27 protein-coding genes, 1 tRNA gene and 1 pseudogene are annotated in these 25,909 nt (G+C 67.9%); 18 read left to right on the top strand and 11 right to left on the bottom strand.

The features are described 5' to 3' along the window. Positions 1-42: 42 nt before the first annotated feature. The 4 genes from ACR9FL_RS10100 to lspA all read right to left on the bottom strand — a co-directional run bounded on the left by ACR9FL_RS10100 (position 43) and on the right by lspA (position 3,018). Positions 43-1,302, bottom strand: coding sequence for a cytochrome P450 (locus tag ACR9FL_RS10100; RefSeq protein ID WP_054765659.1), 1,260 nt, complete (start codon positions 1,300-1,302; stop codon positions 43-45). 163 nt (positions 1,303-1,465) lie between these two features. Further along, entirely contained in the window at positions 1,466-1,900 is a 435-nt protein-coding gene (locus ACR9FL_RS10095) for a MerR family transcriptional regulator (protein ID WP_054765660.1), read from the bottom strand. A gap of 54 nt (positions 1,901-1,954) precedes the next feature. After that, positions 1,955-2,497 carry an MAPEG family protein gene (locus tag ACR9FL_RS10090; protein ID WP_054765661.1) on the bottom strand — a complete coding sequence of 181 codons (543 nt, stop codon included), beginning with the start codon at positions 2,495-2,497 and terminating at the stop codon, positions 1,955-1,957. Beyond that, positions 2,494-3,018: a signal peptidase II gene (gene lspA, locus ACR9FL_RS10085; RefSeq protein WP_082382684.1), complete on the bottom strand. Its 525-nt coding sequence runs from the start codon at positions 3,016-3,018 to the stop codon at positions 2,494-2,496. Before lspA ends, ACR9FL_RS10090 begins: the two co-directional genes overlap by 4 nt. Positions 3,019-3,175: 157 nt before the next feature. Between lspA and ACR9FL_RS10080 the strand changes: the two genes are divergently transcribed. The 8 genes from ACR9FL_RS10080 (at position 3,176) to ACR9FL_RS10045 (ending at position 12,482) form a co-directional block, all read left to right on the top strand. After that, on the top strand, positions 3,176-3,826 hold the full coding sequence (locus ACR9FL_RS10080) for a cation transporter (protein ID WP_054765662.1): 651 nt from the start codon (positions 3,176-3,178) through the stop codon (positions 3,824-3,826). Further along, the gene (locus tag ACR9FL_RS10075; protein WP_436355494.1) at positions 3,823-4,473 is read left to right on the top strand and encodes a class I SAM-dependent methyltransferase; all 651 of its coding nucleotides are present in this window, start codon (positions 3,823-3,825) and stop codon (positions 4,471-4,473) included. The genes ACR9FL_RS10080 and ACR9FL_RS10075 overlap by 4 nt, the downstream gene beginning before the upstream one ends. Before the next feature lie 68 nt (positions 4,474-4,541). Then, positions 4,542-4,871 (top strand): hypothetical protein, encoded by a 330-nt coding sequence (locus ACR9FL_RS10070; protein ID WP_066624846.1) that lies wholly within the window; start codon positions 4,542-4,544, stop codon positions 4,869-4,871. Positions 4,872-4,924: 53 nt separating this feature from the next. Continuing rightward, positions 4,925-6,181, top strand: a complete 1,257-nt coding sequence (locus ACR9FL_RS10065) for a TolC family protein (protein ID WP_054765665.1) — start codon at positions 4,925-4,927, stop codon at positions 6,179-6,181. Then, the gene (locus ACR9FL_RS10060; protein ID WP_066624849.1) at positions 6,181-7,368 is read left to right on the top strand and encodes an efflux RND transporter periplasmic adaptor subunit; all 1,188 of its coding nucleotides are present in this window, start codon (positions 6,181-6,183) and stop codon (positions 7,366-7,368) included. The genes ACR9FL_RS10065 and ACR9FL_RS10060 overlap by 1 nt, the downstream gene beginning before the upstream one ends. 8 nt (positions 7,369-7,376) lie before the next feature. Next, positions 7,377-10,598: an efflux RND transporter permease subunit gene (locus ACR9FL_RS10055; protein ID WP_054765667.1), complete on the top strand. Its 3,222-nt coding sequence runs from the start codon at positions 7,377-7,379 to the stop codon at positions 10,596-10,598. Further along, positions 10,598-11,197, top strand: coding sequence for a cation transporter (locus tag ACR9FL_RS10050; RefSeq protein ID WP_054765668.1), 600 nt, complete (start codon positions 10,598-10,600; stop codon positions 11,195-11,197). The genes ACR9FL_RS10055 and ACR9FL_RS10050 overlap by 1 nt, the downstream gene beginning before the upstream one ends. Before the next feature lie 118 nt (positions 11,198-11,315). Then, positions 11,316-12,482 carry an acyltransferase family protein gene (locus ACR9FL_RS10045; RefSeq protein ID WP_191555599.1) on the top strand — a complete coding sequence of 389 codons (1,167 nt, stop codon included), beginning with the start codon at positions 11,316-11,318 and terminating at the stop codon, positions 12,480-12,482. Here ACR9FL_RS10045 and ACR9FL_RS10040 read toward each other — a convergent pair. The 3 genes from ACR9FL_RS10040 to ACR9FL_RS10030 form a co-directional block, all read right to left on the bottom strand. Then, positions 12,447-12,914, bottom strand: coding sequence for a DUF411 domain-containing protein (locus tag ACR9FL_RS10040; RefSeq protein ID WP_054765670.1), 468 nt, complete (start codon positions 12,912-12,914; stop codon positions 12,447-12,449). The two genes, ACR9FL_RS10045 and ACR9FL_RS10040, sit on opposite strands and share 36 nt — an antisense overlap. 30 nt (positions 12,915-12,944) lie before the next feature. Beyond that, positions 12,945-13,175, bottom strand: coding sequence for a hypothetical protein (locus ACR9FL_RS10035; RefSeq protein ID WP_054765671.1), 231 nt, complete (start codon positions 13,173-13,175; stop codon positions 12,945-12,947). Between the two features lie 72 nt (positions 13,176-13,247). Further along, complete coding sequence (locus ACR9FL_RS10030) at positions 13,248-13,448, bottom strand: hypothetical protein (RefSeq protein ID WP_066550996.1); 201 nt, start codon at positions 13,446-13,448, stop codon at positions 13,248-13,250. A 178-nt stretch (positions 13,449-13,626) separates the two neighbouring features. Between ACR9FL_RS10030 and ACR9FL_RS10025 the strand changes: the two are divergent. From ACR9FL_RS10025 to ACR9FL_RS10015, 3 genes and pseudogenes are all read left to right on the top strand, one after another. Beyond that, a pseudogene (locus ACR9FL_RS10025) lies at positions 13,627-14,061 on the top strand (ParB N-terminal domain-containing protein); the annotation flags it as partial. A 73-nt stretch (positions 14,062-14,134) separates the two neighbouring features. Next, the gene (locus ACR9FL_RS10020) at positions 14,135-14,530 is read left to right on the top strand and encodes a hypothetical protein (protein WP_436358183.1); all 396 of its coding nucleotides are present in this window, start codon (positions 14,135-14,137) and stop codon (positions 14,528-14,530) included. A 763-nt stretch (positions 14,531-15,293) separates the two neighbouring features. Then, a complete protein-coding gene (locus ACR9FL_RS10015) occupies positions 15,294-15,974 on the top strand; it encodes a CBASS cGAMP synthase (protein WP_436355493.1) in 681 nt (226 codons plus the stop codon). A gap of 1,010 nt (positions 15,975-16,984) precedes the next feature. Here the strand turns inward: ACR9FL_RS10015 and ACR9FL_RS10010 are convergent. The 4 genes from ACR9FL_RS10010 to ACR9FL_RS09995 all read right to left on the bottom strand — a co-directional run bounded on the left by ACR9FL_RS10010 (position 16,985) and on the right by ACR9FL_RS09995 (position 20,575). After that, a protein-coding gene (locus ACR9FL_RS10010; protein WP_138141362.1) for an IS3 family transposase occupies positions 16,985-18,171 on the bottom strand; the annotation gives its coding sequence in 2 pieces (ribosomal slippage) (positions 16,985-17,910 and positions 17,910-18,171; 1,188 coding nt in all). A 50-nt stretch (positions 18,172-18,221) separates the two neighbouring features. Further along, positions 18,222-18,638 (bottom strand): TolB family protein, encoded by a 417-nt coding sequence (locus tag ACR9FL_RS10005; protein WP_436355492.1) that lies wholly within the window; start codon positions 18,636-18,638, stop codon positions 18,222-18,224. A gap of 137 nt (positions 18,639-18,775) precedes the next feature. Continuing rightward, positions 18,776-18,852: transfer RNA gene (locus ACR9FL_RS10000), tRNA-Asp, on the bottom strand. Between the two features lie 112 nt (positions 18,853-18,964). Continuing rightward, positions 18,965-20,575, bottom strand: coding sequence for an AbgT family transporter (locus ACR9FL_RS09995; protein WP_436355491.1), 1,611 nt, complete (start codon positions 20,573-20,575; stop codon positions 18,965-18,967). A gap of 210 nt (positions 20,576-20,785) precedes the next feature. Between ACR9FL_RS09995 and ACR9FL_RS09990 the strand changes: the two genes are divergently transcribed. The 7 genes from ACR9FL_RS09990 (at position 20,786) to nuoF (ending at position 25,907) form a co-directional block, all read left to right on the top strand. Further along, entirely contained in the window at positions 20,786-21,163 is a 378-nt protein-coding gene (locus ACR9FL_RS09990; RefSeq protein WP_105563443.1) for an NADH-quinone oxidoreductase subunit A, read from the top strand. Next, the gene (locus tag ACR9FL_RS09985; RefSeq protein ID WP_436355490.1) at positions 21,133-21,756 is read left to right on the top strand and encodes a NuoB/complex I 20 kDa subunit family protein; all 624 of its coding nucleotides are present in this window, start codon (positions 21,133-21,135) and stop codon (positions 21,754-21,756) included. The genes ACR9FL_RS09990 and ACR9FL_RS09985 overlap by 31 nt, the downstream gene beginning before the upstream one ends. After that, entirely contained in the window at positions 21,753-22,376 is a 624-nt protein-coding gene (locus ACR9FL_RS09980; RefSeq protein ID WP_105563441.1) for an NADH-quinone oxidoreductase subunit C, read from the top strand. Before ACR9FL_RS09985 ends, ACR9FL_RS09980 begins: the two co-directional genes overlap by 4 nt. 95 nt (positions 22,377-22,471) lie before the next feature. After that, entirely contained in the window at positions 22,472-23,650 is a 1,179-nt protein-coding gene (locus ACR9FL_RS09975; protein ID WP_296178174.1) for an NADH-quinone oxidoreductase subunit D, read from the top strand. Further along, on the top strand, positions 23,647-24,321 hold the full coding sequence (gene nuoE, locus ACR9FL_RS09970; protein ID WP_296178164.1) for an NADH-quinone oxidoreductase subunit NuoE: 675 nt from the start codon (positions 23,647-23,649) through the stop codon (positions 24,319-24,321). Before ACR9FL_RS09975 ends, nuoE begins: the two co-directional genes overlap by 4 nt. Further along, positions 24,321-24,587, top strand: coding sequence for a hypothetical protein (locus ACR9FL_RS09965; RefSeq protein ID WP_296178161.1), 267 nt, complete (start codon positions 24,321-24,323; stop codon positions 24,585-24,587). The genes nuoE and ACR9FL_RS09965 overlap by 1 nt, the downstream gene beginning before the upstream one ends. Positions 24,588-24,593: 6 nt before the next feature. After that, complete coding sequence (gene nuoF, locus ACR9FL_RS09960) at positions 24,594-25,907, top strand: NADH-quinone oxidoreductase subunit NuoF (RefSeq protein WP_296178159.1); 1,314 nt, start codon at positions 24,594-24,596, stop codon at positions 25,905-25,907. Positions 25,908-25,909 lie beyond the last annotated feature (2 nt).

Here is a 25,909-nt window from a genome sequence, read left to right as displayed (position 1 = left end):
TGAAAGAGGGACGAAGGCGCCGGCCACCCGCATGAGCAAACATCAGGCGCCGCCCTCACGCGGGGAAGTCCGACGCGTCATCATTCGGAACCCGCTCCTGGGGAGGGCCGGAAGGCGGCGGAAGTCGATCTCCAGATCCTGAGCCGGCAGCCGGTAGTTCAGGCCGGCGAGCAAGCCGAGGGCCCGCTCCATCAATTCGACGACGATGCTTTCGCCGGGACAACGGTGACCGGTCAGGGCGTTCCCGCCGCCTTGGGGAATCAGGCCGAACGCGTCCCCGGAGCCGTCGATGAAACGCTCTGGCCGGAATTCGTCGGGATCGGTCCAGACGGCAGGATCGTGATTGGAGCCATAGAGATCGAGGATCACCTGCCGACCCACCGGGAAGTCAAGGTTGCGCCAGCGAAACGGCGCGCGCACACGCCCGATCACCGCCGGGAAAAACGGATAAAGGCGTCGCACCTCCTGAACGAAGGCGCGGCGGCGGCCGGCGTCCGCGGTGGCCAGACGGGCCGCCGCGGGGTGCGCCTGCATCGCGTGCGCCACAAACACGATATAGACCGAGGTCGCCACGGTCGGCCTCAGCACATTGGCCAGTTCGACCGCCGCCGTCCGGGCCGCCAACGGTTCGCCATCATCCGCGCTCGCCCAGGCCCAGGCGTAGGCGGCGGTGTCTGGATCCGGCGCCAGTCGTCCGGCGCGAATGCCCTCGATGATCGAGGCCAGCCAGGCGTCGACGCGTCGCCGCGCGTACCTCGACCACAGGTGGCGAGGCCCCCGCGATCCTGCCGCGTCAAACAGCGCCCTGAGGTGACTGACCCGTTTCGCTTCGTCGTCGGGATTCAGCGGCACCCCCGCCCAGCGGCAGACGGCGCGGGTGAGCACCGGCTGCAGGGCGTCGTACAGCACGATCTCTTCCTGGCCAGCCCATTCAACGGCCGCGCGTCGCCATTCCGCCTCGAACAGGTCGCCCAGCCGCGCGATCCGTTCCGGCGACATAAGAGCCATGAACACGCGTTTGCGGGCGCGGTGCGCTTCGCCATCCAGGCCCTGGACGCCGCCTTCGCCGAGCAGTGTGCGTCGGACAGGCGCCGGCATGGCGCCCGCGCGCGAGATGCGGGTCTCGTCGTAGAAGACCTGGGCCGCTTCGCGCCCTCTCAGACAGGCCGTCTCCTTCAGCGCCAGACGGGTCTCGATTGCGTCCGCGCCGGCCTGCTCGAACAGGCGGGAGATGCGCCTGTACGGGTCCGTCAAAAGGGCGAACGTCTGATCGGCGTGTCGCTGTGTCGATCGATGCGCCATCGAAGTCCTCCATGGACGAAGGGAGCGCGACGAGGGCCGCGGGATTACTCAAAACGTCGCGGTGACCCAATGGCTCCTGCATCATCCCGGGCCCGTTCTGACCTTCAGCGCCGACCTGCACGGCGAGGCCGAGGAGCGGTGCAAACCCGGGTCGGGTTCGTCTTCAAACCGGCGCCGAGGGATCGTGCAGGGCTTCGATCACCTTGCAGGCGGACACGCGGCCGCCGGCACATTCCGCCGTCATCCGCGAAAGCTCGCGTTGCAGGGCCCGGAGTCGGGCGATCTTATGCGTCACCTCCGCCAGATGACGTTCGGCGAGGATGCTGGCTTCGGCGCAGGGCCGATCAGGGTGATCGGACAGATCCAGCAGGGAGCGGATCGAGTCCAGATCGAAGCCCAATTGCCGTGCATGCCGAATGAACGACAGGCGGCGTTCCGCCGCGTCGTCATACATCCGCCGGTCGCTGGCGGTGCGCGGGGCGGCGGGAAGCAGGCCGATCTCCTCGTAGAAGCGGATGGTCGGGACCTTGACGCCGGTGGCCGCGGCGAGCTTGCCGATAGGGCGCAGGCCGGACGAGGCCGGGGAGGGCAGGGTCATCGCATCATCTCGCAGCAGCGGGCTGAAGGGCGGCAGGCGCAGGACGGAAAAGGATCATCGGCCCAGCCCCATGAGGACGATGGCGGCGCCGAAGGCGGCGATCGTGGAAGCGCCGGTAAGGGCCATGCCGAAGGCCCTGGCCGCCGCGCCCCGGGCATAACCGTGGGCGAACAACACGCGGCCGATCAGATAGAGGGCGACCAGCACCGGCAGCACGACCATCTCCTCGCCGCGCAGCACGGTGGCGAGCACCAGGTGGGCGCCCACCGCCAGGACCGTCTGCTCCAGGGTGTTCTGAAGCACGGCGGCAGGCACGGCGAGCCTCGAGCTGGGCGCCGCATAGGCGGAACCCGGCCGGTCGGCGTCGGACCGGAACCGGATGCTCGCCACGGCCCTCAAACAACCGGCGAGCCACAGGAAAACGAGGAGGTCCGCCTTCAGGGCGTAGGCCAGCCGATCAGCTGTCGCCATGTCCGGCGCGGCGCCCAGGAGACGTGGCGAAAGCCATAGCCAAGCTGACGCCACCGCCGCAGCGGTGATGAGAATCGCCAACCCCGAACGGACGGCGATCGCCTTCTGTTCGGCGGAAAAGGTCATCGCGCCGCCCGTCCCAGGGTCGACGTCGCCGGGCGGCCGTCCGAGCCCCGGACGGTCAGGAGGAGCAGCGCCACGCCGCAAACAATGGCCGCATCGGCGAGGTTGAAGGTCGGCCAGTGCGCGTCGCCCCAATGAAGATCGATGAAATCCGTCACCGCGCCGGAGCGCAGACGATCGAGCAGGTTCCCGAGCGCTCCACCGGCGATGAGGCTCGCCGCGACCGCCGTGACGGCGCTTCGCGTACGCCAGATCCAGGTCAGCAGGACGCCGATGATCAGGAATGCCACGGCGCTCAGGGCCCATCGTCCCACCGCGCCCGAGTCTGCGAACAGGCCAAAGGTGACGCCGGGATTGAATCCCAAACGCAGCGCGAGGAACGGCGTGAGGTCCACCGGGCTCTCGAGTCGGGCGCGAGCCGCGGCCTTGGCGGCCTGATCCAGAGCGGCGATCAGCATGAAGAACGAGAAGGCGATCGCCCGCATGCGGCTGGGACCGCGTCGCGACGGGTGCATCGTGATCATGAGGCCTCCTGTGGATTTCGTCCGATTGTGCGTCCTCTAGCTACTAGAGGATCAAGTCGGTTCCGCCAAACCGCGTCTTTTTGGGCGAGGCATCCATTTTTGTTCTTGATCCTCGAGCGACTGGAGGATGCATTCTCGTGGTGAAAGGCGGACTTCGATGACTGACTCCCTCTCGTCCCCCGAACCGGCGGCCGCCGGCTGCGGCTGCGGCGCGGCCGTCAAGTTCGACGGCGCCACGCCGGCCTATCGCCGCATCCTGATGGCGGTGATCGCTATCAACGGCGCCGCCTTCCTGGCCATCGCCGGCGGCGCGGCCCTGCAGGGCTCGGCCTCGCTGGGTGCCAACGCCCTCGACTTCCTGGCCGACGCCGCCACCTACGGCATCAGCCTGGCCGTGATCGGGCGCTCGGTCGCCGTGAGATCCGGGGCCGCCATCATCAAGGGCGCCAGCCTCGCGGCGCTGGCGCTGTTCATCCTTGGCTACGCGATCTGGCGGGCGACCTCGGGGGCGCCCCCGGAAGGCGTCGTCATCACCGGCCTGGGCGCCCTGGGCTTTTTCGCCAACGCCCTGGCCGCGCTGCTGCTGGTCCGCCATCGCGAAGGCGACGCCAATGTCCGTTCGGTCTGGCTGTGCACGCGCAACGACCTGATCCAGAGCCTGGTGGTCGCGGCCACGGGCGTGGCCGTCTGGTTGACCGCCTCTCGCTGGCCCGACCTGATCGCCGGCGCGATCCTGGCGGTGGTCTTCCTGCAATCCGGCTGGTCGATCATTCGTCAGTCCCGCGAAGAACTGAAGGCCGCCGCGTGACCGCGAACTTCACCCCCGCGCTCGGCCATACAGCCCTGAGCGGGCTGTATGATCCGGCCATCGCGCTTTTGACCCGGGAACCGCTGTGGCGGAGCCGCCTTCTCGAACAGGTGGCTCCGTCCCCTGGCGAGACGATCATCGATCTTGGATGTGGAACCGGCTCATTCGCGATCGCCATGGCGAACCGGGCGCCGGACGCGCGCATCTTCGGCCTCGATCCCGACGGCGACATCCTCAGGCGGGCCGAGACGAAGACGGCCGCTGCAGGTCAGGCCGTCCGTTTCATCCAGGGGTTTTCGCGCGATGTGGCGGCGCTCCTGGGCGAGGACGCCGCCGACAAGGTGGTCTCCAGCTTGGTCTTCCATCAGCTGCCCATGGCCGAGAAGCGAGCGGGCCTCGCCGCGAGCCTGCGGGCGCTCAAGCCGGGCGGAACGCTGCATGTCGCGGACTACGGCCGCCAGTCGGGTGCGATGCGCGTGCTCTTCCGCCTGGTGCAGTCTCTGGACGGCTACGAAAAAACCCAACCGAACGCCGACGGCGTTCTGCCTACGCTGATGGCCGAGGCCGGCTTCACACAGGTTCAAGTGCTCGATGTCATCCCGACCGCCACCGGATCCATCTCTCTGTATCGGGCGGTGCGACGATGAGGCGATTGATGTCGCGGCGCACCGTGTTATGGGACGGCATGGGGTTTCCCTCGACTAGGCATGGGTGGATGGCGGCGCTGCTCGCGTCGTTCCTGGCCCTGTTCGTCCTGGTTTCCGCAGCCGACGCCTTCGCCTGCGCACCCGAGACCGGAAGCTTGCAAGGCCTGGCCGCGTCGGACGTCGTCGCTGTGTCCGATACAGGTCACGGCGAACGCAAGGACGCAGCAGGTCAGGTCGCCTGCGCCCACGGCCATTGCCACCATTGCGGCATTACCGCGCCGCCGGCGATTGACGACATGAGGTCGATGGCCCTCGATCGCGCGCCCTTGGCGCCATCGCTCGATCAGGCGCCGGCCTCCCGGATGCCCGCCGGTCCCATGCGCCCGCCCAGAACCTGACGTGACCTCGCGTTCGCGCGCGCCCTTCACGTCAACCTTCCGGGACATGAGACATGCCATCCCCTATTCGCCGCTTGCCGCCTTTCGCGGTCGGCTGCGCTGTGGTCGCCCTGACGACCGCCTTGACCGGCCCGGCCTGGGCCGATCCCGCGCCATCCTTCCGGACCCTGCTTGAGCGCATAGGGGCCAGCCCCTCCGCGGCCGAGGCCGACGCCTTGCTCGAAGCGGCCGAGGCCCGGGTGCGCCAGGCGCGCGTGCGGCCCAACCCGACCGCCGCCCTCGAGGCGGAGAACGCCTTCGGCAGCGGTCCCTTTTCCGGCTACGACAACGCCGAGACCACGCTCTCGCTCACCCAGGACCTCGAACTGTGGGGCCGGCGCGGCGCCCGGGTCGAGGTGGCGCGGGCGGAGGCCGGAACGGCTTCGCTGCGTCGCGATCAGGCGGTCGTCGACGCCGCCGGACGGCTCGCACTCGCCTACGCCGAAGCGGAAGCCGCCGAGCGGCGCTTCGCCCTGGCCGAGGAGGCGCTCAGCCTGACCATCGCGGACGCCCGCGCCGCCCTGGTGCTCGTGGAGGAGGGACGCGAGCCCATGCTGCGCGGCATCCAGGCCGAGAGCGAGGCGGCGGCGGCCCGCGCGACCCGTGACGAGGCGCAGGCCGAGCGGGACGCGGCGTTCGCCCGCCTGACGGCTGTCGCGATGCTGCCCGCGCCGGTCACCTCGATCGTCGACAGCCTGCTGGACGACGCGCCGACCCGGACGGCCATCGAAGCCGCTCCCGGGGCGCCGGCCGTTCGCGTCGCCGAGGCCGAACGCGAAGCGGCCGAACGGCGGATCGCCGTCGAGCGAGTGCGCGCGCGGCCCGATGTCAGCGCCAGCGTCGGCGTTCGGCGTTACGAAGCCGAGGATGCGACAGCGCTGACCTTCGGCATCAGCATGCCGCTGCCCCTGTTCGACCGGAACCGCGGCAATATCGACGCGGCCCAGGCCGAGTTCCGCGCCGCGGACGCCCGCCTGGCCGGCGCGCGCCAGGAGGCCGAGGCCGACGGTCAGGCCGCGGTCGCCCGGCTGAACGCCTCGGTGAGCCGCGTCGCGGCCGCCGACGCCGGCGTGACCTCATCCGAGGAAGCCTATCGCCTGTCCCGGATCGGCTTCGAGGCCGGCCGCATCTCGCAACTGGAGCTGCGCGGAACCCGCGCCGCCCTCATCACCGCCCGCAACGCCGCCGTCGACGCCCGCCTGGCGCGCGTCCGCGCCGAAATCGATCTCGCGCGCCTGCAAGCGCGCGCACCCTTCGGAGGGGTCCAATAATGCGCAAGCCGCAATCCAACAGAACGCTGCTCATTGGCGGCGTCGCCGCCGTCGTCCTGCTCGGAGGCGGCGGGCTGTTCCTGGCTCTCAATCGCGACGCGCGGCCGGCCGCCGAGGGCGAGGCCGGTCACGCGGAAGAGGAGGGGCACGCGGAAGGCGAGGGCGCCGAGGCCCCCGAAGGCGTCGTGGCGCTCACGGCCGAACAGATCCGCGCCGCCGGCATCGCCGTGGTCGCCGTCGGCGCCGGCGGCGGGTCAGAGACCCGGCTGGCGGGACGCGTCGAGCCCATGGTCGATGCGCGCGCCGCCGTGGCCGCCTCGGTCGGCGGCCGGGTCGAGCGCGTGCTCGTCGCGCCGGGGCAGTCCGTGCGCGCCGGTCAGGCCCTCGCCACATTGGTCAGCGGCGACGCCGCGACCTTCCGCGCCGACGCCGACGCGGCGGTGGCGCAGGCCGAAGCCGCGCGCCAGGCCTATCACCGCGATCGCAACCTGGCCGACCAGGGCGTGGTGGCCCGGCAGGAGGTGGAGACCTCCCGAGCCCAGTCGCTCAGCGCCGAGGCGTCGGCGCGCGCCGCCCGCGCCAGGGCTTCGGCGGCCGGATCGCCAAACGCTTCGGGACGGCTGAGCGTGACCAGCCCGATTTCGGGCGTCGTCACCTCGGTGCAGGTCGGCCCCGGAGGCTTTGTCCCCCAGGGCGGCGTCGTCGCCGAGGTCACCAACCCCGCGCGGATTGAACTGGTCTTCAACGCGCCGCCGGCTCTGGCCGCCCAGGTCCGCGCCGGATCGCGCCTGAGGGCGACCGGGCCCAACGGGGAATTCGAAGCCGTCGTCACCGGCGTGGCGCCCGGCGCCGGCGCCGAGAGCGGCGCGACGATCATTCGCGCCCGGCCGTCGGGGGTGTCGCTGCCGCCGACGGGATCCGCCGTCACCGGCGCCATCGTTACGGGCGATGCCGTCCCCGGCGGCCTGACGGTCCCCAGCGAAGCCGTGCAGACCATCGAAGGCGCGACGGTCGTGTTCGTTCAGGTCCAGGGCGGCTTCCGGGCCGTCCCGGTGCTGGCCGGTCGTCAGGCGGGAGGGCGCACGGAGATCCTGCGCGGCCTCGACGAGGGTGAACGCATCGCCGCCGCCAACGCCTTTCTCTTGAAAGCCGAACTCGCCAAGGGCGAGGCCGGCGATGACGACTGAGGCGCGGCATGTTCAAATCCATCATTGAAGCCTCGGTGCGCTTCCGCTGGTTCGTTGTGTTGGCGACCGCGCTGGTCGCCGCGCTCGGTCTGTTCGAACTGACCAAGCTGCCGATCGACGCCGTTCCGGACATCACCAACCGGCAGGTCCAGATCACCACCGTCGCCCCGGCGCTCGCGCCGGAACAGATCGAGCGGCAGGTCACCTATCCGCTCGAGACGGCCATGGCCGGCATTCCCGGACTGACCAGCACTCGCTCGTTGAGCCGCAACGGCTTCAGCCAGATCACGGTCATCTTCACCGACCAGACGGACATCTATTTCGCGCGCCAGCAGGTGGCCGAACGCCTCGCCCAGGCGCGCGAAAGCATGCCCGAGGGCGTGGAGCCGGCATTGGCGCCGATCACCACCGGCCTCGGCGAGGTCCTGATGTGGACCGTGGACTATCTGCCGTTCAACAGCCGCAACCTCGCCCGGCCGGGACAACCCGGCTGGCAGCCAGGCGGCGTCTACCTGACCCCCGAGGGGGAGCGGTTGACCACGCCCGAGGCGCGCGCCACCTACCTGCGCACTGTTCAGGACTGGATCGTCGCGCCGCAGATGCGGACGACGCCCGGGCTCGCCGGCGTCGACACCATCGGCGGCTATGTGAAGGAATACGCCGTCCGCCCCGACGCCGCCCGCCTGTCAGCGTATGGGCTGGGGCTGGGCGACCTCGTCACGGCCCTGGAGCGGGCCAACACCCAGGCCGGAGCCGGCTACGTCCAGCGCGGCGGCGAGGCGCTGACCGTCCGGACCGACGCCCTGGCCTCCACCGTCGAGGATCTTGCCCAGGCCCCGGTCGTCAACCGGGGCGGCCTGGTGGTGCGCGTCGCCGATGTGGCGACGGTCGAGGTCGGGCAAGCTCCGCGGCTGGGCGGCGCGAGCCGCGATGGCCACGAGTCGGTGCTCGGCACGGCCTTGATGATCGCCGGCGGCAACAGCCGCACCGTGGCCCAGGCCGCCGGAGAGCGCCTCGAGGAGGTGCGCGAGACCCTGCCCCCCGGGATCGAGGCGGTGACCGTGCTCGACCGAAGCGCCCTGGTGAACTCCACCATCGGCACGGTGGCGCGCAATCTGACCGAAGGCGCCCTGCTCGTCATCGTCGTGCTGTTCCTGCTGCTGGGGAACCTGCGGGCGGCGAGCATCACCGCCCTGATGATCCCGATCAGCTTCCTGTTCGCCGTCATCGGCATGAACCGCTTCGGCATCAGCGGAAACCTGATGAGCCTCGGCGCCCTCGACTTCGGCCTGATGGTCGACGGGGCGGTGGTGGTGGTGGAGAATACCCTGCTGATGATGACCCGGCGGCGCGCGGAATTGGGCCGCATGCTCAGCCGTCACGAACGACTGGACGTCGCCATGGCCGCGGCCCGGCAGATGGTGAAGCCGGCCGCCTTCGGCCAGCTGATCATTCTGCTGGTCTTCACCCCCCTGCTGATGCTCGAGGGCGTGGAGGGTAAGACCTTCATTCCCATGGGGGCGACCGTCATGCTCGCCCTGGTCGGCGCCTTCATCTTCTCCTTCACCTTCGTCCCGGCCATGACTGCGCTGCTGGTACGCGACCCGAAAAGCGCCCACCTCGACGCCAACGACCGCGTGCAGGAGCACGAAACCCGCGTCCTGCGCTTCGCCCGCCGCTGGATCCAACCCGCGATCAGCGCCGCCGTAGACAAGCCCCGTGTCGTGCTCGCCTCGGCCCTGGGCGCCTTGGTCGTCGGCAGTCTGGCCTTCGCCACCCTCGGCCGGGAGTTCATTCCCACCCTCGATGAGGGCGATATCGCCATGCAGGCCCTGCGGGTGCCGTCCGCTTCGCTGGACCAGTCCTTGGCTATGCAGATGGCCCTCGAGCGGGTCGTCAAGGCCCAGCCCGAGGTGGAGACGGTGTTCTCGCGCACCGGCACGGCGGAGGCCGCCGTCGATCCCATGCCGCGTAACATCTCCGACAGCGTGATCATCCTCAAGGACCGAGGCGACTGGCCAGACCCGGGCCTCGAAAAGGAGGCGCTCATCGAGCGCATTGAGGAGGCGGTTAGTCAGCAGATCGGCAATAATTTCGAGTTCAGCCAGCCGATCGAACTGCGCTTCAACGAACTGATCTCCGGCGTCCGGACCGATTTGGCGGTGCTGGTCTACGGCGACGACTTCGACACCCTGCAGAGGGTCGGCGAGCAGGTGGCTCGCGCATTGGAGGAAACACCGGGTTCCGCCGACGTTCGAGTGGAACAGGCGTCGGGGTTGCCGACGCTGACGGTCAGCGTCGACCGCTTCGCGGCGGCCAACTACGGCCTGTCGGCGGCGGACGTCTCGGAGGCGGTCTCCACCGCCATCGGCGGAACAGAGGCTGGACGCATCTTCGAAGGGGATCGGCGCTTCGACGTTGTCGTCCGTCTGCCCGAGGCGACCCGCAACGATCCAACCAGCCTGGCCGCCCTGCCGATCGTCTCCTCGACCGGCGTGGTGGTGCCCCTGTCCTCGGTGGCGCGCATCCAGACCGCCGAGGGGCCCAACCAGATCAGCCGCGACAACGGCAGTCGGCGCATGGTGGTGCAGGCCAACGTCCGCGGCCGGGATCTCGGCGGTTTCGTCACGGATGCGCAGACGCGGGTGGAGCGGATCGATCTTCCGCCGGGCGTCCGGCTCGATTGGGGCGGTCAGTTCGAGAATCTCAAGCGCGCCGAACAGCGTCTGGGCCTCGTGGTTCCGATCGTATTCATCCTCATCGGGGTCCTGCTTTTCATGGCCCTCGGCTCATTCGCTGAAGCCGGTCTGGTGTTCGCCTGCGTCCCGCTCGCCTTGGTCGGCGGGGCCCTGGCGCTGCTCTTGCGCGGCATGCCCTTCTCCGTCTCGGCGGCGGTCGGCTTCATCGCCGTCTCGGGGGTGGCGACCCTGAATGGCCTGGTGCTGATGCAGGCCATCCGCGAGCGGCTGACGGCGGGCCTGGCGCCGCGTGAGGCCGCGATCGAAGGGGCGTCCAGCCGCCTGCGGGCGGTTCTGACCACCGCCCTGGTGGCCATCGTGGGCTTTATTCCCATGGCCATCGCCCACGGGGCCGGGGCCGAGGTCCAGAAACCATTGGCCACAGTGGTCATCGGGGGCCTTTTGACGGCGACTGCGTTGACACTGCTGGTGTTGCCCACCTTCGCCGCCAAGGCGGTGAAGCATCGCAAGGCGGAAGGGATCGAGGATTGATGAGCGAACGAGACGAGACGGAAGGCGTCCAGCGCCGCACCCTGCTGGTGGTGTTGATCCTCAACGCCGCCCTGTTTGTAGGGCTCGGGATCGGCGGCTTGCTCGCCGATTCCAGCGCTCTGCTGGCCAATGCCCTGGACAATGCGTCTGACTCCGCCGTCTACCTCATCAGCTTTCTGGCGGTGGGCCGCGCCCTGATCTGGAAGACCCGCGCCGCCCGGGCCTCCGGAATCCTGCTGCTGATCTTCGCTGCGGGCGTCCTGCTGGACGTGCTGAGACGAACGCTGATGGGGACGGAGCCCATAGGCTGGACGATGATGGGCATGGCGGTGGTCGCCGCCATCGTGAACCTGGTGTGCCTGGAACTGATCCGGCGCCAACGCAGCGAGGATGTGAACATGAAGGCCGCCGAGACCTTCAGCTTCAACGATTTCGCCTCCAACGGCGGCATCCTGATCGCGGGTGGCCTGGTCCTGTGGCTGGATCAGTCCTGGCCGGATCTGGTCGTGGGCCTAATCGTGGCCGGCATCGCCGTGAAGGGCGGCGTCGACATCCTCCGCGACTCCCGGGCCGAAACGAGAGCGGGGGAAGAAGCCTGAGTGACGACGGCGGCTACGCCCATGATCACACGGCCGGGGCCAAAGCCCGGGTCGGTGGCGAAGTGAGCGGCCCGCGCTGATAACCATTCCTTGCCCCGTTGCGGACTAGGCTGCGCCCATGGTCCGCAGCGACGCCGCGCCGATGAAGTCCCGCCCACCGCGCATCGCCCGCGGCGGCTGGCTCGACGCGCTCCGCTTCATCGTCGGGGCGCTGATCATCCTCTACCATTTCCGCGAGGCCTCGCCGGTCCCGCTGCCCCAGCTGCATCCGGTGATCGACCGCGGCTATCTGCTCACCGACTTCTTCATCATCGACTCCGGTTACGTCCTGGCGCGCATCTACGGCGACCGGCTCGCCGCCGGTCAGGCGTCGCTGCGCGCCTATGCGCGCCAGCGGCTGCTGCGGGTCATTCCGGCCCACCTCGTCGTCAGCCTTATCCTCGTCGTCCTCGTCGGCGGCGCGGCTCTGGCGGGGATCGCGCCCAGCAACCCGCGCTGGTTCGACTGGTCGCAGCTGCCGGCCCAGGTGCTGCTGCTCCAGGCCTGGGGCGTGCCGGGCGGGCAGGGGTGGAACGCCCCGACCTGGACGCTCTCGGCCCTGATTGCCTGCTACCTCCTGCTGCCCTGGATCTGCCGGGCCCTGTGGCGCTGGCCGCCGATCGCCGTGGTGATCGGCGCGACGCTGCTGGTCGTCGGCGCCGACCTCGCGGCCTCGCTGTGGCTCGGCGATCCGATCTACCGCCTGCCGATGCGCTACGGCGTCCTGCGCGCCTTGCCGCTGTTCCTGCTCGGGGTCGCGGCGGCCTTCTACGGTTCACGCGTCTATGTCGCATCCCGTCTGGCCGGCGCGATCGGGGTCGGCGCCGCCATCGCGCTTGTCATCCTTCAGGCCTTCGGCGCCTTCAGCCTGTTGTCGCTGGGCCTGATGACCGTGATCATCTGGGCCGCCGGGGCCGTATCGGTGCGCAGGCCGTCACGCCTGATCGAACATCTGGCCCTGATGTCGTTCTCGATGTTCCTGACCAATGAGGTCACCCGTATCGTTTGGTTCGGCCTGCTCGACGCCCTGGGCCAGGACGCCCTGTCGTCGGGGGTTCGCTGGGCGCTGTGGTCGATCGGTTTCATCGGCGCCTTCGCGGCCGCGGCGGTGTTCCGCTATGGCTTCGACCGGCCGGTGCAGAGCTGGCTCAACCCGTCGCGCGTCAGGCTGGCGGCTGCGGACAGGAACGCACCCGCGACGCCTCGGGCGTCAGGCGCCGTTGTGGCGGCCGAACACGCGGGTTGAACCATCGTTGAGGATCAGGACGGTCGTATAGGGTTCGCGCCCGGCGGCTTCCATGCCCGGCGAGCCAGCCGGCATGCCGGGGGCGCTCAGCGCCCGGGCGCCGGGGCGTTCGCTGAGCAGCCGGTCGACGTCGCCGGCCGGAACATGGCCCTCGATCGCATAGGGGCCGACGACCGCCGTGTGGCAGGAGGCCAGCCGGTCCGGAACGCCATGTTGCGCCCGGGTCGGCGCGAGATCTTCGCGCTCGACGACCTCGACGGTCCAGCCGGCCTGGCGCATGTGGGCGATCCAGCCGCCGCAGCAGCCGCACCAGGGCGTCTTGTAGGCGGTCATCCGCTTCGGCGGCGCGGCGAGGGCCGGGGCGGCGAAGGCGGCGAGGGACAGGCCGCTCAGGATGGACCGGCGGTCAAGGATGGTCGGAGAACGGTTCATGGCGGTCCTGGGTGACGATGACGCCGCGGCTTAGCCGGGCGTGTGACCTGCGTGCCCGCCGCTCTGCGGCGTTTCGGGAGCGGGCGCCGGAGCCGGGGCGGGTGCGTCCGGAGCCGGGGCCGGAGCGTTCATCTCGTCGCAGCACTCCATGGCGGCGCCGGGGGCCATGTCCTTGCAGCAGGCGCAGGCCTCCGCCGCGAGCACCGCGCCGGCGCTGAGGGCGAGGAAGGCGGCCGCCGCGGCGGCGATCTTGAGGGTCATCGCGGGTCTCCTTGAAATCGAGCCGCCTTGATCGGCCCGCGGGCGTCCGCCGTCAATGGGCGACCCCTGCGGTCAGGTGTCCACCCGTTCGACCGCGACCCAGCGTCCGCCGCGCTTCTCGACCACGAAGCGGGCGGACGTTTCCTCGAAGGCCGGCACGTCGCCGTCCCGGAACCAGATCCACGGGCGCGACCGGCTGCCCGGGCGCACGAAATAGGCGCGGCTGGAGCCGGCGTCCTGCCATTCGATGGTGACGGTCTTGCGGAGGGGCATGGCAAGAACAAAAGCAGAACACGAAGCGGGGTCAAGCCGGCTTCGCGCGCCCGCCGTCGTCATCCACAGGCGCACGCCGGGACGCCGCCCAGAAGGCTAAGGGCTCCGCCCTCGCGCGGGTCAGGGTGAAGCGGCTGCGCCGCCGGACCGGCCGGTCTCCCCGACCTTCCGCGCGGTCATGCTGTTCCTTTTCATCATCGTCGTCGGCTTGTGCAGGCCGGGCGATCCCCCTCCGGCCGGTCCGCCCTGGCCCTTGCTACCCCGGTCTCGCCGACGGGCAGGGTTTCAGGCGCGCAGTTCGCGTCCCTGCAACCCATGCCCAAAGGAGGCAGACATGACTGCTCAATCCATCGAAACCGCCGCGACCGAAGCGACCGCGCCGCAGCACGGCTCGGAGATCACCGTGCCGCTCAACCGGCTCAAGGCCTCGCCGAAGAATGCGAGGAAGACGCCGCACAGCCCGGCGACCATCGAGGCCTTCGCGGCCTCCATCAAGGCCAAGGGGGTGTTGCAGCCGCCCGTGGTCGAGATCGAGCGGGACGGGGAGGGCGCGCCCACCGGAAACTACCTCGTCACCATCGGCGAAGGGCGCCGTCAGGGGCTGCGGCTGCTGGCCAAGCGCAAGGCCATCAAGCGGACCCATCCGGTGCGGGTCATCGTGGACGCCGAGAACGACGCCCAAGACCATGGGTCTGCGCGACGCGGTGCAGGCCGATGTGAATGCGGCGCTGGCGACGGTGGTTCACGCGCTCGCCCTGCAGGTCTTCTATCCGGGCTACGGCGTCTGGACGCCGTTGCAGCTTCGGTTGACGACGACCGGGCTGGAGCGGCTGGCGCCGGGGGTGGAGGACGGCCCCGCCGGACGCCGGGTCAGCGACCGGTGCGAGGCGTGGGGCGCGCGCCTGCCCGAGCGCCCGGAAGACCTCTGGGGCGTGGTGGCCGCGCTGCCGCCTTCGGAGCAGTTGGACCTGATGGCCTGCTGCGCCGGGGTCGGTCTCTACGCGGTGCGCGATCCGCACGACCGGCGGCCCGGCGCCTTGGCGCAGGCCGAGACGCTGGCGACGGCTGCCTCACCGCATTAGCGACGAGGTGCAGTTCCCGGAGCGTGGCGTATTCCGGGAATGTCGAGAGGCCGCATCCCCGTAGGCGGCGGACGTGCTTGGCTTCGCGGACGAGCGCGAAGTGCGGATATCGCGGATGCTAGTTCGCAATGGCGACGGCGCACTCGAGGACGTTGGTGGAAATCGGACGGGCGGAGAAAAGACACCTGCGCTTCCAGTGGGTCTTCGCGCCGGCCGTTTCGGGCCGACGCGATATGTGGATGTGCCCCTCGCCCGCCAGGATGGTTCGTCGGCGATAGTCAGCGTCGGCATGGGCCCGACCATGTCTGCGGACGCCGCCCCTGAGGCCAGCGACTTCTTCCAGTCTCACGGGCTCGAAATCTGGCGCTCCTCGCTCCCATACCGGGCTTGATATTCAGAAAGCCGCTTCTGCTGGGCCGAAAGGCCCGTTCTGGTGACGGCCCGACCCCGCGATGGCGACCTGCTAGCGCTTTATCAAGCCGAATGTCAGAGGCGTCCAAAAGTCGGCGCGGATCCGAGTGAGACGCAGGACACCTGCGGTATTCAGGCCCCGACTCCAAGCCCGGTTAGTCCAAGTCGGCCCGGCCATAGCCAGACCTCCACTTGCCTGTGAGCGCAAGGACAGGGTTGCGGCTCCGTCGAAACAGCCGACATCGCCGGCCTTGGGGTTCAACACCCGCCCCTCGAAGACATAGCTGAGGACGGCGTCCCCGGCTTCGTTCGCCGGCCTTAGTTCAACGGCCTTCAGGGTTGATATGTCCCCATGTCGATCGTCGGGCTCAACCCGGCCGTGGCCTCGAACACGCTGTTCGCGATCGTCGAACGCATCCTGGGCGCCCTCTGCGACGCCCAAGGCTGGACCCTCGACACAAGCAAAAGCATCTGCGTCCGGGTCGTGATTGATGCGGAAGCGCACCTCGACCTCAACATCTACGCCATCCCTGACGTGAAGATGGCCCTACTTGAAAAAGCCTTTCATGCGGCGGCCAATCGCGCAATGGACGGCTCCGCGTTCTCGTCCCCGCCGCCCGAAATCCGGCTCGATCCGAGCGAGATCTATGTCGCCCACCGGACTACAGGCTGGGAGCAGTCGGACCCGCTGGAACTCGAGGACTGGTTCGTCAATGCGGCGGCGCGTCATGCCAGCTGGACCGACCTAAAGCGGCTTACTCGCTATCTCAAGGCGTGGCGGGACTACCACTGGGACAGCTGTCGTTTGAGCTCTCTGGTCCTGATGGTCTGCGCTGTTGAAGCCTTGGACGAAGCCAATACCCCGCCCCAGCCTGGGCGGGACGACGACGGGCTGCTGGTGGTGGCCCGCGCCCTGTCCGCCAAGATCGCGGGCGTGGTGTGGAACCCGGTGGTTGACGACAAGGCCCTGAACGACAACTGGACCACAGGGTGTTTCATCGAAAAGAGGTCGACGCACAGGCGCCGCGCATAGTCCGAAAGCGTCGGGTGATCGTCAGGATCATCCTCTAGCTGTTGCTGGACGACGCCCAAGCCGAGACAGAGCATTCGGTCGACCAAGGCTTCGTCGTAAACCACGGTCCGGATCGCGACGCCGGCGTCGTGTTCGAGATGCCGTGCGTCCAAGCCCAGAACGCACCCGCCACCATCGCCCGCGTAGCTTCGCCACTGCCCCAGATCGTCGCGCCGAGGAGTCAATGACCCGATCATGAGGCCGGTGTTTGCGGTCAGCCCCTCAAGCTCCGACACGACGAAAATGCGGGTCGTGAGGTCCGTGTAGACCTGTCGATCCCGCATAAGGCCGATCAGTCGATCACGAGCATACGAAAACTCCGAAGCGTCGTTCAGCGCGGTATACTCGGAGAGCCGAAAGGTCCGGTTTTCAACGATCGCCCGCGCCGCCTCGATCGAGGTGTAGTGGTATACGACCGGACAGTGGTCCGAGCTGAAGTCCCAAGGCAAGGCCATGCGGAAGTTATGACCTGCCGTTGCTAAAGAGAATATGGCTGGAAGGGATTGGAAGTGTCGCTCACGCAGATCCGGATTTGACATCCGCTATAGAGCCGTCGCTCTTGGTTCGCTTGTGGCGCTCTCCGCAGTACCCAGCGCAATGAAGGCCGCTGCATTGTCGGCCTCCCGGCGGCAGGTCCTTCAAAAACAAGATCGCGCTTCGGGGAGCAGGGCGTCAAACCGCTTCGAGTTGCTGAACCCCGGACTTCCGATGCCTACTCAATCTCCAATTGGACACGGGCGGGTCTACGCTTCAGCTTGACCGTATGTATCTAACTGAAGCTCAAGCCCGCGCTCGCGCTGGCGTAGCAGAGGACGAGCCCGCTCATGTGCTGGCGTTCGCGCTCGCTCTCGACTCCGCGCTGAGCGCCCTGACAGATCGCTTCGACATTTTCCTCTCCCATTCCGTTCGGGACGCTAGTCTCGTCATGGGGGTGAAGCGGATCCTGGAGGAGGTGACGTGCCCCTGAATTTTCATCCAGCGGCGACCAGAGTCCTTGGGTTAGTTACGCCTCGCAGCGTGGGATGAGCAACAGGCCGGACCGCGCAGCTTTCATCCTGCGCAGCGGGTCGGCCTGTTGCGGTCAGACTGGCGGCAAAAGCCTCCGGGGTGAGGTAGCCGATCGATGAATGCGGCCGGCGGGTGTTGTAGTCCAGCGCCCAGGCGGCGACCTTCTGGCGGGCGTGGTCGAGGCCGAAGAACAGGCTTTCGTTCAACAGTTCGTCGCGCATCCGCCCGTTGAAGGATTCCACAAACCCGTTCTGGGTCGGCTTGCCCGGCGCGATGTAGTGCCAGTCGACGCCTTGATCCTGCGCCCAGGCCAGGATGGCCGTGGACGTAAACTCCGTGCCGTTGTCGCTGACGATCATGGCAGGACGGCCCCGCCGAGAGATCAGCGCTGTCAGCTCTCGCGCGACGCGGCGTCCCGAGATCGAGGTGTCGGGGATCGCCGCCAGGCACTCGCGGGTGACGTCGTCGACCACGTTGAGAATGCGGAAGCGGCGGCCCGTGGCGAACTGGTCGTGCACAAAGTCCAGCGACCAGCGGGCGTTCGGCCTGGCCTCGACCAGGATCGGCGCCCGCGTGCCTATGGCGCGACGACGTGAGCGGCGCTTGCGCACCGTCAGGCCTTCCTCGCGATAGAGCCGGTAGATCCGGTTCTTGCCCGAGGCCTCACCCTCACGTCGCAGCAGCACGAACAGCCGCCGATAGCCGAACCGTCGCCGCTCCACAGCCAGCGCGCGTAGCCGCTCCCGCAGCGCCGTGTCCGGCTGACGGCAGGAGCGATAGCGCACCGATTTGCGATCGGCCTTGATGATGGAGCAGGCCCGCCGCTCGCTGACGCCGAACGCCGCCTTCAGATGGGCGACGGCCTGGCGCATCGCCGCGGGCCTTACCACTTTTTTGAGAGCAGATCATTCAGCGCCGCCTTGTCGAGCATGGCGTCGGCCAGCAGACGTTTCAGCCGGCCGTTCTCGTCTTCCAGGGCGCGCAGGCGCTGGGCGTCCGACACGCTCATCCCGCCGAACTTGGCCTTCCAGGCGTAGATCGTGCCCTCCGACACGCCGTGCTTGCGCGCCAGCTCGCCCGCTTTGGCGCCGGCCTCGTTCTCCCGCAGGATCCCGATGATCTGCTCTTCCGTGAATCTCGCTCGTTTCATTCCGTCCGTCCTTTCAAGGGCCGGACTCTAGCTCCGCGTGGAGGAAATTCTCAGGGGCACGTCAGTAGGCTGGTGACGCGCACGGACTGGCCCGAGGCGATCCAGCGCACGAACAACTGGGCGCCGCCGCCCTCGGCGGTCGAGATATAGGCGACGCGGGTTCCGTCGGGCGACCAGCGCGGCTGGCTGTGCGATCCGGCCGTGGCGACCAGAGGCGTCTGCTGGCCCGTGCGCGTGTCGATCAGCCAGATCGTCGGCCGCATCCGGTCGGTCATGATGTCGGCGGTCTGACGCACATAGGCGATGCGCGATCCATCGGGGCTGATCTGCGGGTCCGAAGCCACTTCGAGGCCGAACAGGTCCTGGGCCTGGAAACGGGCGGATTCGGACGGAAGCGGCGCCGGCTGCGCCACGGTAGGCGTGGCCAGCAAGGCCAGGGCGCAGCAGGCCCAGATGGCTTTAGACATTCGGCGTTTCCCCCTCTGGAACGCCGTGATCATAGATACGACGAAGGGGGCGGCAAGCCGCATCGCTGTGGCGATGGCTGAGGAGCGGATTTCAGATGCTTGGGGGCGGTGTGCGCCATTCCTTTCGCTGAAAGGAATGGCGCGAGTGACGGGGCTCGAACCCGCGACCTCCGGCGTGACAGGCCGGCACTCTAACCAACTGAGCTACACCCGCGTTTCCCGAACCGAAGCGCTGTGCGCCGCGGCGAGGGGCGTCGTTTAGGCGGGGCCGCCGCGCCCGTCAAGCGGCCCGCCTGTGGATAAGTGAAAATATCGCGAGACCTCCGTTACTTGGCGGCAGCGGCGGCCTGTGGCGGGGCGACGGGACCGGCGATTCCGCCGTCCGTGGGCAGGTGCGAGGCGACGGCGGGCGGGGGCGGTTCGTAGTGGACACCCACGCCCGGCCCCAGCGGCAGATCCAGCGCCACCCAGGTCGCCACCATGATCAGGCCCGCGACCAGCAAGGCCCCGGCGTAGGGCAGCATGGTCGCCATCAGGGAGCCCAGACCGAAGCGCGGGTCCCAGCGCTGGGCGAAGGTCAGGATCAGGGGGAAGTAGCTCATCAAGGGCGTGGCGATGTTGGTGACGCTGTCGCCCATGCGATAGGCGGCGGTCGTCATCTCCGGGCTGATGCCCAGCAGCATGAACATGGGTACGACGATGGGGGCCAGGGCCGACCACTTGGCCGAGGCCGAGCCGATGAAGAGGTCGAAGACGCAGGACACCAGGACCACGACGATCAGCAGCAGGGGCGTCGGCAGGGCCAGTTCGCGCAGGGAGGCGGCGGCGTTGACCGCCAGGATGGGGCCAAGGCCCGACCAGTTGAACATGGCGACGAAGTGGGCGGCGAAGAAGGCCAGGACGATATAGGGGGCCAGCTGGCTGATCCCCTCGCGCATCATGCGGACCAAGTCGTGGTGGCTCTTGATCGAGCCGGAGCCGACGCCAAAGGCCGCGCCGGCGCCAAAGAAGGTCAGGGCGAAGAAGGCGACCAGCGAACGATACAGAGGATTGAAGCGCTGGGCGGGCTCGGCGTCCGCGTCCACGAAGGGCGAGCCGGGCAGCAGGGTGACGATGGTCCACAGCGCGATCATGGACAGGATGGTCAGGCTCGCGAACAGCAGGCCGCGCTTCTCCATGCCTGAGAGAGGCTGCTTTTCCTCAGCCGTGGCGGGCGCGGCGGAGGTGGGAACCCAGGGCCCCAGGCGCGGTTCGATCACCCGGTCGGTCAGGAACCAGACGATGGGGGTGAAGACGAAGACGACGCCGACGATGAAGAACCAGTTGCCGGCGATGCTGACGGCGTAGGAGGGGTCGATCAGGTGGGCGGCCGGCTCGGTGATGCCCAGAATCAGCGCGTCGCTGGCGCCGGGGAAGAGGTTGCCCGCATATCCGCCCGAGACGGCGGCGAATCCGGCGGCCAGACCCGCTAGCGGGTGGCGGCCCGCCGCCGCGAAGATGACGGCGGCCAGCGGAATCACCACGACGTAGGAGGCGTCAGAGGCGTGGTGGGACACCATGCCCGTCACCACCACGATCGGCGTCAGGATGAATCGCGGCGCGTTCAGCAGGGCGCCGCGAATGGCGGTCGAGAACATGCCGGTTCGCTCGGCGACCGAGGCCCCGTAAATAATTGTGATCACGATCCCCAGGGGCGGGAAATCGGCCAGGGTGCGCGGCATGCCGATGAAGAGCCGCTCCAGATTGGCGGGCGACAACAGGCTCTCGGCCTGCAGCACGTCGCCCGTCACCGGATTGACCGCCGACCAGCCCAGACCGGACCCGACCAGGCTGAGGACGATCAGGCCCAGGATCAGCCAGAGAAAGAGAAATACGGGATCGGGCAGGCGATTGCCGACGCGTTCGATGGTGTTCAGCAAGCGGGCTGCCAGGCTCATGCTGCGACCTTGATTACAGGGGTATGGGAAAGCCGCCATTTACGCGTATCGACGGTGCGGCTGGCAACGTCGGGGGCTGCGGCAAAACGCGCACAAGCTTGCGAACCGTTCTCAACAAAAAACCTTTGCCGACATGGGTTTGAACCTGTCGAAGGTTGGGTCTAAGAAGCCCCGAATCCGCCCCCTCCCTCGGCGGGCGAGGCAGCTCGAATGAACGCATTTCTTCTGGAATACCTCCCGATCGTCGTTTTCCTGGCGATCGCAGCCGTCCTAGGCCTCGGCTTCATGCTGGCCGCCTGGGCTCTGGCGCCGAAAAACCCCGACACCGAAAAGCTGTCGGCCTATGAGTGCGGCTTCAACGCCTTTGACGACGCACGCATGAAGTTCGACGTCCGCTTCTACCTGGTGTCGATCCTCTTCATCATCTTCGACCTGGAAGTGGCCTTCCTCTTCCCCTGGGCGGTGTCGATGTTCGACCTGTCGACGGGCGGCATGGTCTTCGCCTTCTGGTCGATGATGATCTTCCTCGGCGTCCTGACCGTCGGCTTTATCTACGAATGGAAGAAGGGAGCGCTGGAATGGCAATAATCGCGCCTTCGTCGCCCTTGGCGTCGCCCCTGGTCCCCGCCGGCCAAAGCTACGGCTCTGGCGCGCGCTCGACCGTTGAGGGCTACGATCCTAAAATTCACGACAAGTTCTTCGAGGCGGTGAACACCGAGCTCGGCGAGCAGGGCTTCCTGACGACCTCGCTGGACGACGTCATCAACTGGGCCCGCACGGGTTCGCTGATGTGGATGTCGTTCGGTCTGGCCTGCTGCGCCGTGGAGATGATCCACCTGTCGATGCCGCGCTTCGACCTAGAACGCTTCGGCACCGCGCCGCGCGGTTCTCCGCGCCAGTCGGACCTGATGATCGTCGCCGGCACCCTGACCAACAAGATGGCTCCGGCCCTGCGCAAGGTCTATGACCAGATGCCGGACCCGCGCTACGTCATCTCGATGGGCAGCTGCGCCAACGGCGGCGGCTACTACCACTACAGCTACAGCGTCGTGCGCGGCTGCGACCGCGTGGTGCCGGTGGACGTCTATGTCCCAGGTTGCCCCCCGACGGCCGAGGCCCTGCTGTACGGCATCCTGCAACTGCAGAAGAAGATCCGCCGCACGGGGACGATCGAGCGATGAGCGAACTGGTGCGCGTCGCGGAGCGCGAATCCGCCCTGACCCCGCTGGGGACCGAAATGGTGGCGGCTCTCGGTGTCGAGGCCGTCGTCGCCTATGGCGAGCTGACCCTGATCGCCCCGCGCGAGAACATCGTCGCCGTCATGACCGCGCTGCGCGATCAATTCGGCTTCCAACTGCTGATGGACGCCTGCGGCGCCGACTACCCGGACCGCGCCGAGCGTTTCGAGGTGGTCTATCACCTGCTGTCGCTGACCCGCGCCGCACGCGTGCGCGTCAAGGTCTCGACCGATGAGGTGAAGCCGGTTCCCAGCGTCGTTTCGGTCTATCCCTCGGCCGGCTGGTTCGAGCGCGAAGCCTTCGACATGTACGGCATGATCTTCTCGGATCACCCCGACATGCGCCGCATCCTGACCGACTACGGTTTCCAGGGGCACCCGCTGCGCAAGGACTTCCCGATGACGGGCTATGTCGAGGTCCGCTACGACGAAGAGCAGAAGCGCGTGGTCTATGAGCCGGTCAAGCTGGCCCAGGAATATCGCAACTTCGACTTCCTCTCTCCGTGGGAAGGCGCTGAATATCCGACCGTCCTGCCGGGCGACGAGAAGGCGGGAGCCAAGTAATGGCTGACGGCAACAACACCCCCGCGACGGCCGCCCCCAAGGCGATCGACCCGTTCGAGGACTATGAAGACGGCCTGACCCCGCACGCGCGGGCGATGGACGACCGCAAGTTCACCATCAACTTCGGCCCGCAACACCCGGCCGCGCACGGCGTGCTGCGTCTGGTGCTGGAGCTGGACGGCGAGCTGGTGACCCGCGTCGACCCGCACATCGGCCTGCTGCACCGCGGCACCGAGAAGCTGATGGAGTCGCGCACCTATCTGCAGAACATCCCCTACCTGGACCGGCTGGACTACGTCTCGCCGATGAACCAGGAGCACGCCTTCTGCCTGGCCATCGAGCGCCTGCTGGAACTGGACGTGCCGTATCGCGGCCAGCTGATCCGGGTCCTCTACTCGGAAATGGGCCGCATCCTGAACCACCTGCTGAACACGACCATGCAAGCCATGGACGTGGGCGCCCTGACCCCGCCGCTGTGGGGCCACGAAGAGCGCGAGAAGCTGATGGTCTTCTACGAGCGCGCCTGCGGCGCCCGTCTGCACGCCAACTATTTCCGTCCCGGCGGCGTCCACCAGGACCTGACGCCGGAGCTGGTCGACGACATCGGCCGCTGGTGCGCCGAGTTCCCGGCCAAGCTGGCGGACATCGAAAGCCTGGTCACCGAGAACCGCATCTTCAAGCAGCGCAACGTCGACATCGGCGTGGTGTCCAAGGAAGAGGCCCTGGCCTGGGGCTTCTCGGGCGTCATGCTGCGCGGCTCGGACATCGCCTGGGACCTGCGCAAGGCGACGCCTTACGACTGCTATGCGGACCTGGAGTTCGACATCGCCGTCGGCAAGAACGGCGACTGCTGGGACCGCTACCTCTGCCGCGTCGAAGAGATGAAGCAGTCGATCCGCATCATGGAGCAGTGCATCCACAAGCTGCGGAACTGCCCCGGCGAGCCGGTCCTGGCCGAAGACCACAAAGTCACCCCGCCGCGCCGCGGTGAGATGAAGCGTTCGATGGAAGCGCTGATCCACCACTTCAAGCTCTACACCGAGGGCTTCAAGACGCCGGAAGGCGAGGTCTATGCGGCCGTCGAAGCGCCCAAGGGCGAGTTCGGCGTCTATCTGGTGTCGGACGGCACCAACAAACCCTACCGCGTCAAGCTGTCGGCCCCCGGCTTCCGTCACCTGCAGGCGATGGACTGGATGAACACGGGCCACATGCTGGCGGACGTGTCGGCCATCCTCGGTTCGCTCGACATGGTGTTCGGAGAAGTGGACCGATGAGCGTTCGTCGCCTCGCCAAGGAACAGCCTGAATCCTTCGCCTTTTCAAAGGATACGAAGGCCAAGGCCGAGTGGTGGATCAAGAAGTATCCCGAGAACCGTCGCCAGTCGGCGGTGATCCCGATCCTGTGGCTGGTCCAGAAGCAGGAAGGCTGGGTTTCGGAACCCTCGCTGCGCGCCATCGGCGAACTGCTGGGTATGGCCTACATTCGGGTGCTGGAGGTCGCGACCTTCTACACCATGTTCCAGCTGGAGCCGGTCGGTAAGGCCGCCCTGATCCAGGTCTGCGGCACGACGCCCTGCATGCTGCGCGGCGCCAATGAGCTGATGCGCGTCTGCAAGGAGAAGATCGGGCCCAAGGACGAACTGTCCGCCGACGGCCGCTTCACCTGGCAGGAAGTCGAGTGCCTGGGCGCCTGCGCCAATGCGCCGATGGCCCAGATCAACGACTACTACTACGAAGACCTGACGCCCGAGACGATGGCCCAGATCATCGACGACTTCGCCGCCGGCAAGTCGCCGAAGCCGGGTTCGCGCGTCGGTCGTCACACCTCCGAGCCCGAGGGCGGCGCCAAGGTCCTGACGGACCCGACGCTGTACGACGGCTCGCGCGCCAAGAAGATCAAGTCGCTGCCGAATTCCAAGCCGGCGGTTGAGAAGGCTCCGGCCTGATGACGAGACCGAACCTCGACAGCGATGAGGGCAGGGCGGCCTACCGGGCCGAGCTGCGTCGCGTCGGCTGGCCCCTGCGTTGGGGCGGGCTGGCGTTGATCGTCATTGCGGCGGGCATGGTGCTGGCGGTCAAGGACGGCAAGTGGCTGTCGGAAGACCTGTTGATCGTCGCCTACGGCCTGCTGGCCGCCGGCTGGGCGCTGGTCGTTACGGCCATCTTCATGCGCACCCGCCACCACAAGCGCCGTCTGGCGGAAGGACTTTAAGGGCTCATGGTCGGAATCCTCGAAGACAAGGATCGCATCTTCACCAACCTCTACGGCTTCCATGACTGGGGCCTGGAGGGTGCGAAGCAGCGCGGCGCGTGGAACGCCACCAAGGACATGCTGGACCTTGGCCGCGACTGGATCATCAACAACGTCAAGAACTCGGGCCTGCGCGGACGCGGCGGCGCCGGTTTCTCGACCGGCTTGAAGTGGTCCTTCATGCCGAAGGAAGTGAAGGATCGCCCTCACTACCTGGTCATCAACGCCGATGAATCCGAGCCCGCGACCTGCAAGGACCGCGAGATCATGCGTCATGATCCGCAACTGCTGATCGAAGGCGCGCTGATCGCCTCCTTCGCCATGCAGGCCCACGCTTGCTACATCTACCTGCGCGGCGAGTACGTGCTGGAGCGCGAGCGCATGGAGGCCGCCGTCAAGCAGGCCTATGAGGCCAAGTTGATCGGTGATGACAACGTCCACGGCTGGGATTTCCACGTCTATATCCACCACGGCGCCGGCGCCTATATCTGCGGCGAAGAGACGGCCCTGCTGGAAAGCCTGGAAGGCAAGAAGGGCCAGCCGCGCCTGAAGCCGCCGTTCCCGGCCGGCGCCGGCCTCTACGGCTGCCCGACGACCGTGAACAACGTGGAATCGATCGCCGTCGTCGGCACCATCCTGCGCCGCGGTGCGGACTGGTTCGCCAGCTTCGGCCGTCCGAACAACACCGGCACCAAGCTGATGTCGCTGTCGGGGCATGTGAACACGCCCTGCGTGGTCGAAGAAGCCATGTCGATCCCGCTACGCCAGCTGATCGAGGATCACGGCGGCGGCGTGCGCGGCGGCTGGGGCAACCTGAAAGCCATCATTCCGGGCGGCGCGTCCTGCCCGGTGATCACGCGCGAACAGGCCGAAACCGTGCTCATGGACTTCGACTCCATGCGCGAAATGCGTTCGTCGCTGGGCACCGCCGGCGTGACCGTGATGGACGAGTCCACCGACATCGTGAAGGCGATCGCCCGCATCAGCTACTTCTTCAAGCATGAGAGCTGCGGCCAGTGCACGCCGTGCCGCGAAGGCACCGGCTGGATGTGGCGCGTGCTGGAACGCATGGCCATTGGCGACGCCGATCCGTCGGAAATCGACCTGCTGCTCGACGTGGCCGGTCAGGTCGAAGGTCACACCATCTGCGCCCTCGGCGACGCCGCGGCCTGGCCCGTTCAGGGCCTGATCCGCCACTTCCGTCACGAGATCGAAGACCGAATCCACACCTACCGCAGCCGCCGCGCGAACTTCGCCGGCCACGCGATCGCGGCGGAGTAATC

Origin of the sequence: Brevundimonas sp. CEF1 (genome assembly GCF_051353055.1) — a bacterium.
Classification (GTDB): domain Bacteria; phylum Pseudomonadota; class Alphaproteobacteria; order Caulobacterales; family Caulobacteraceae; genus Brevundimonas.
This window is presented reverse-complemented; position numbering and strand designations above follow the sequence as displayed.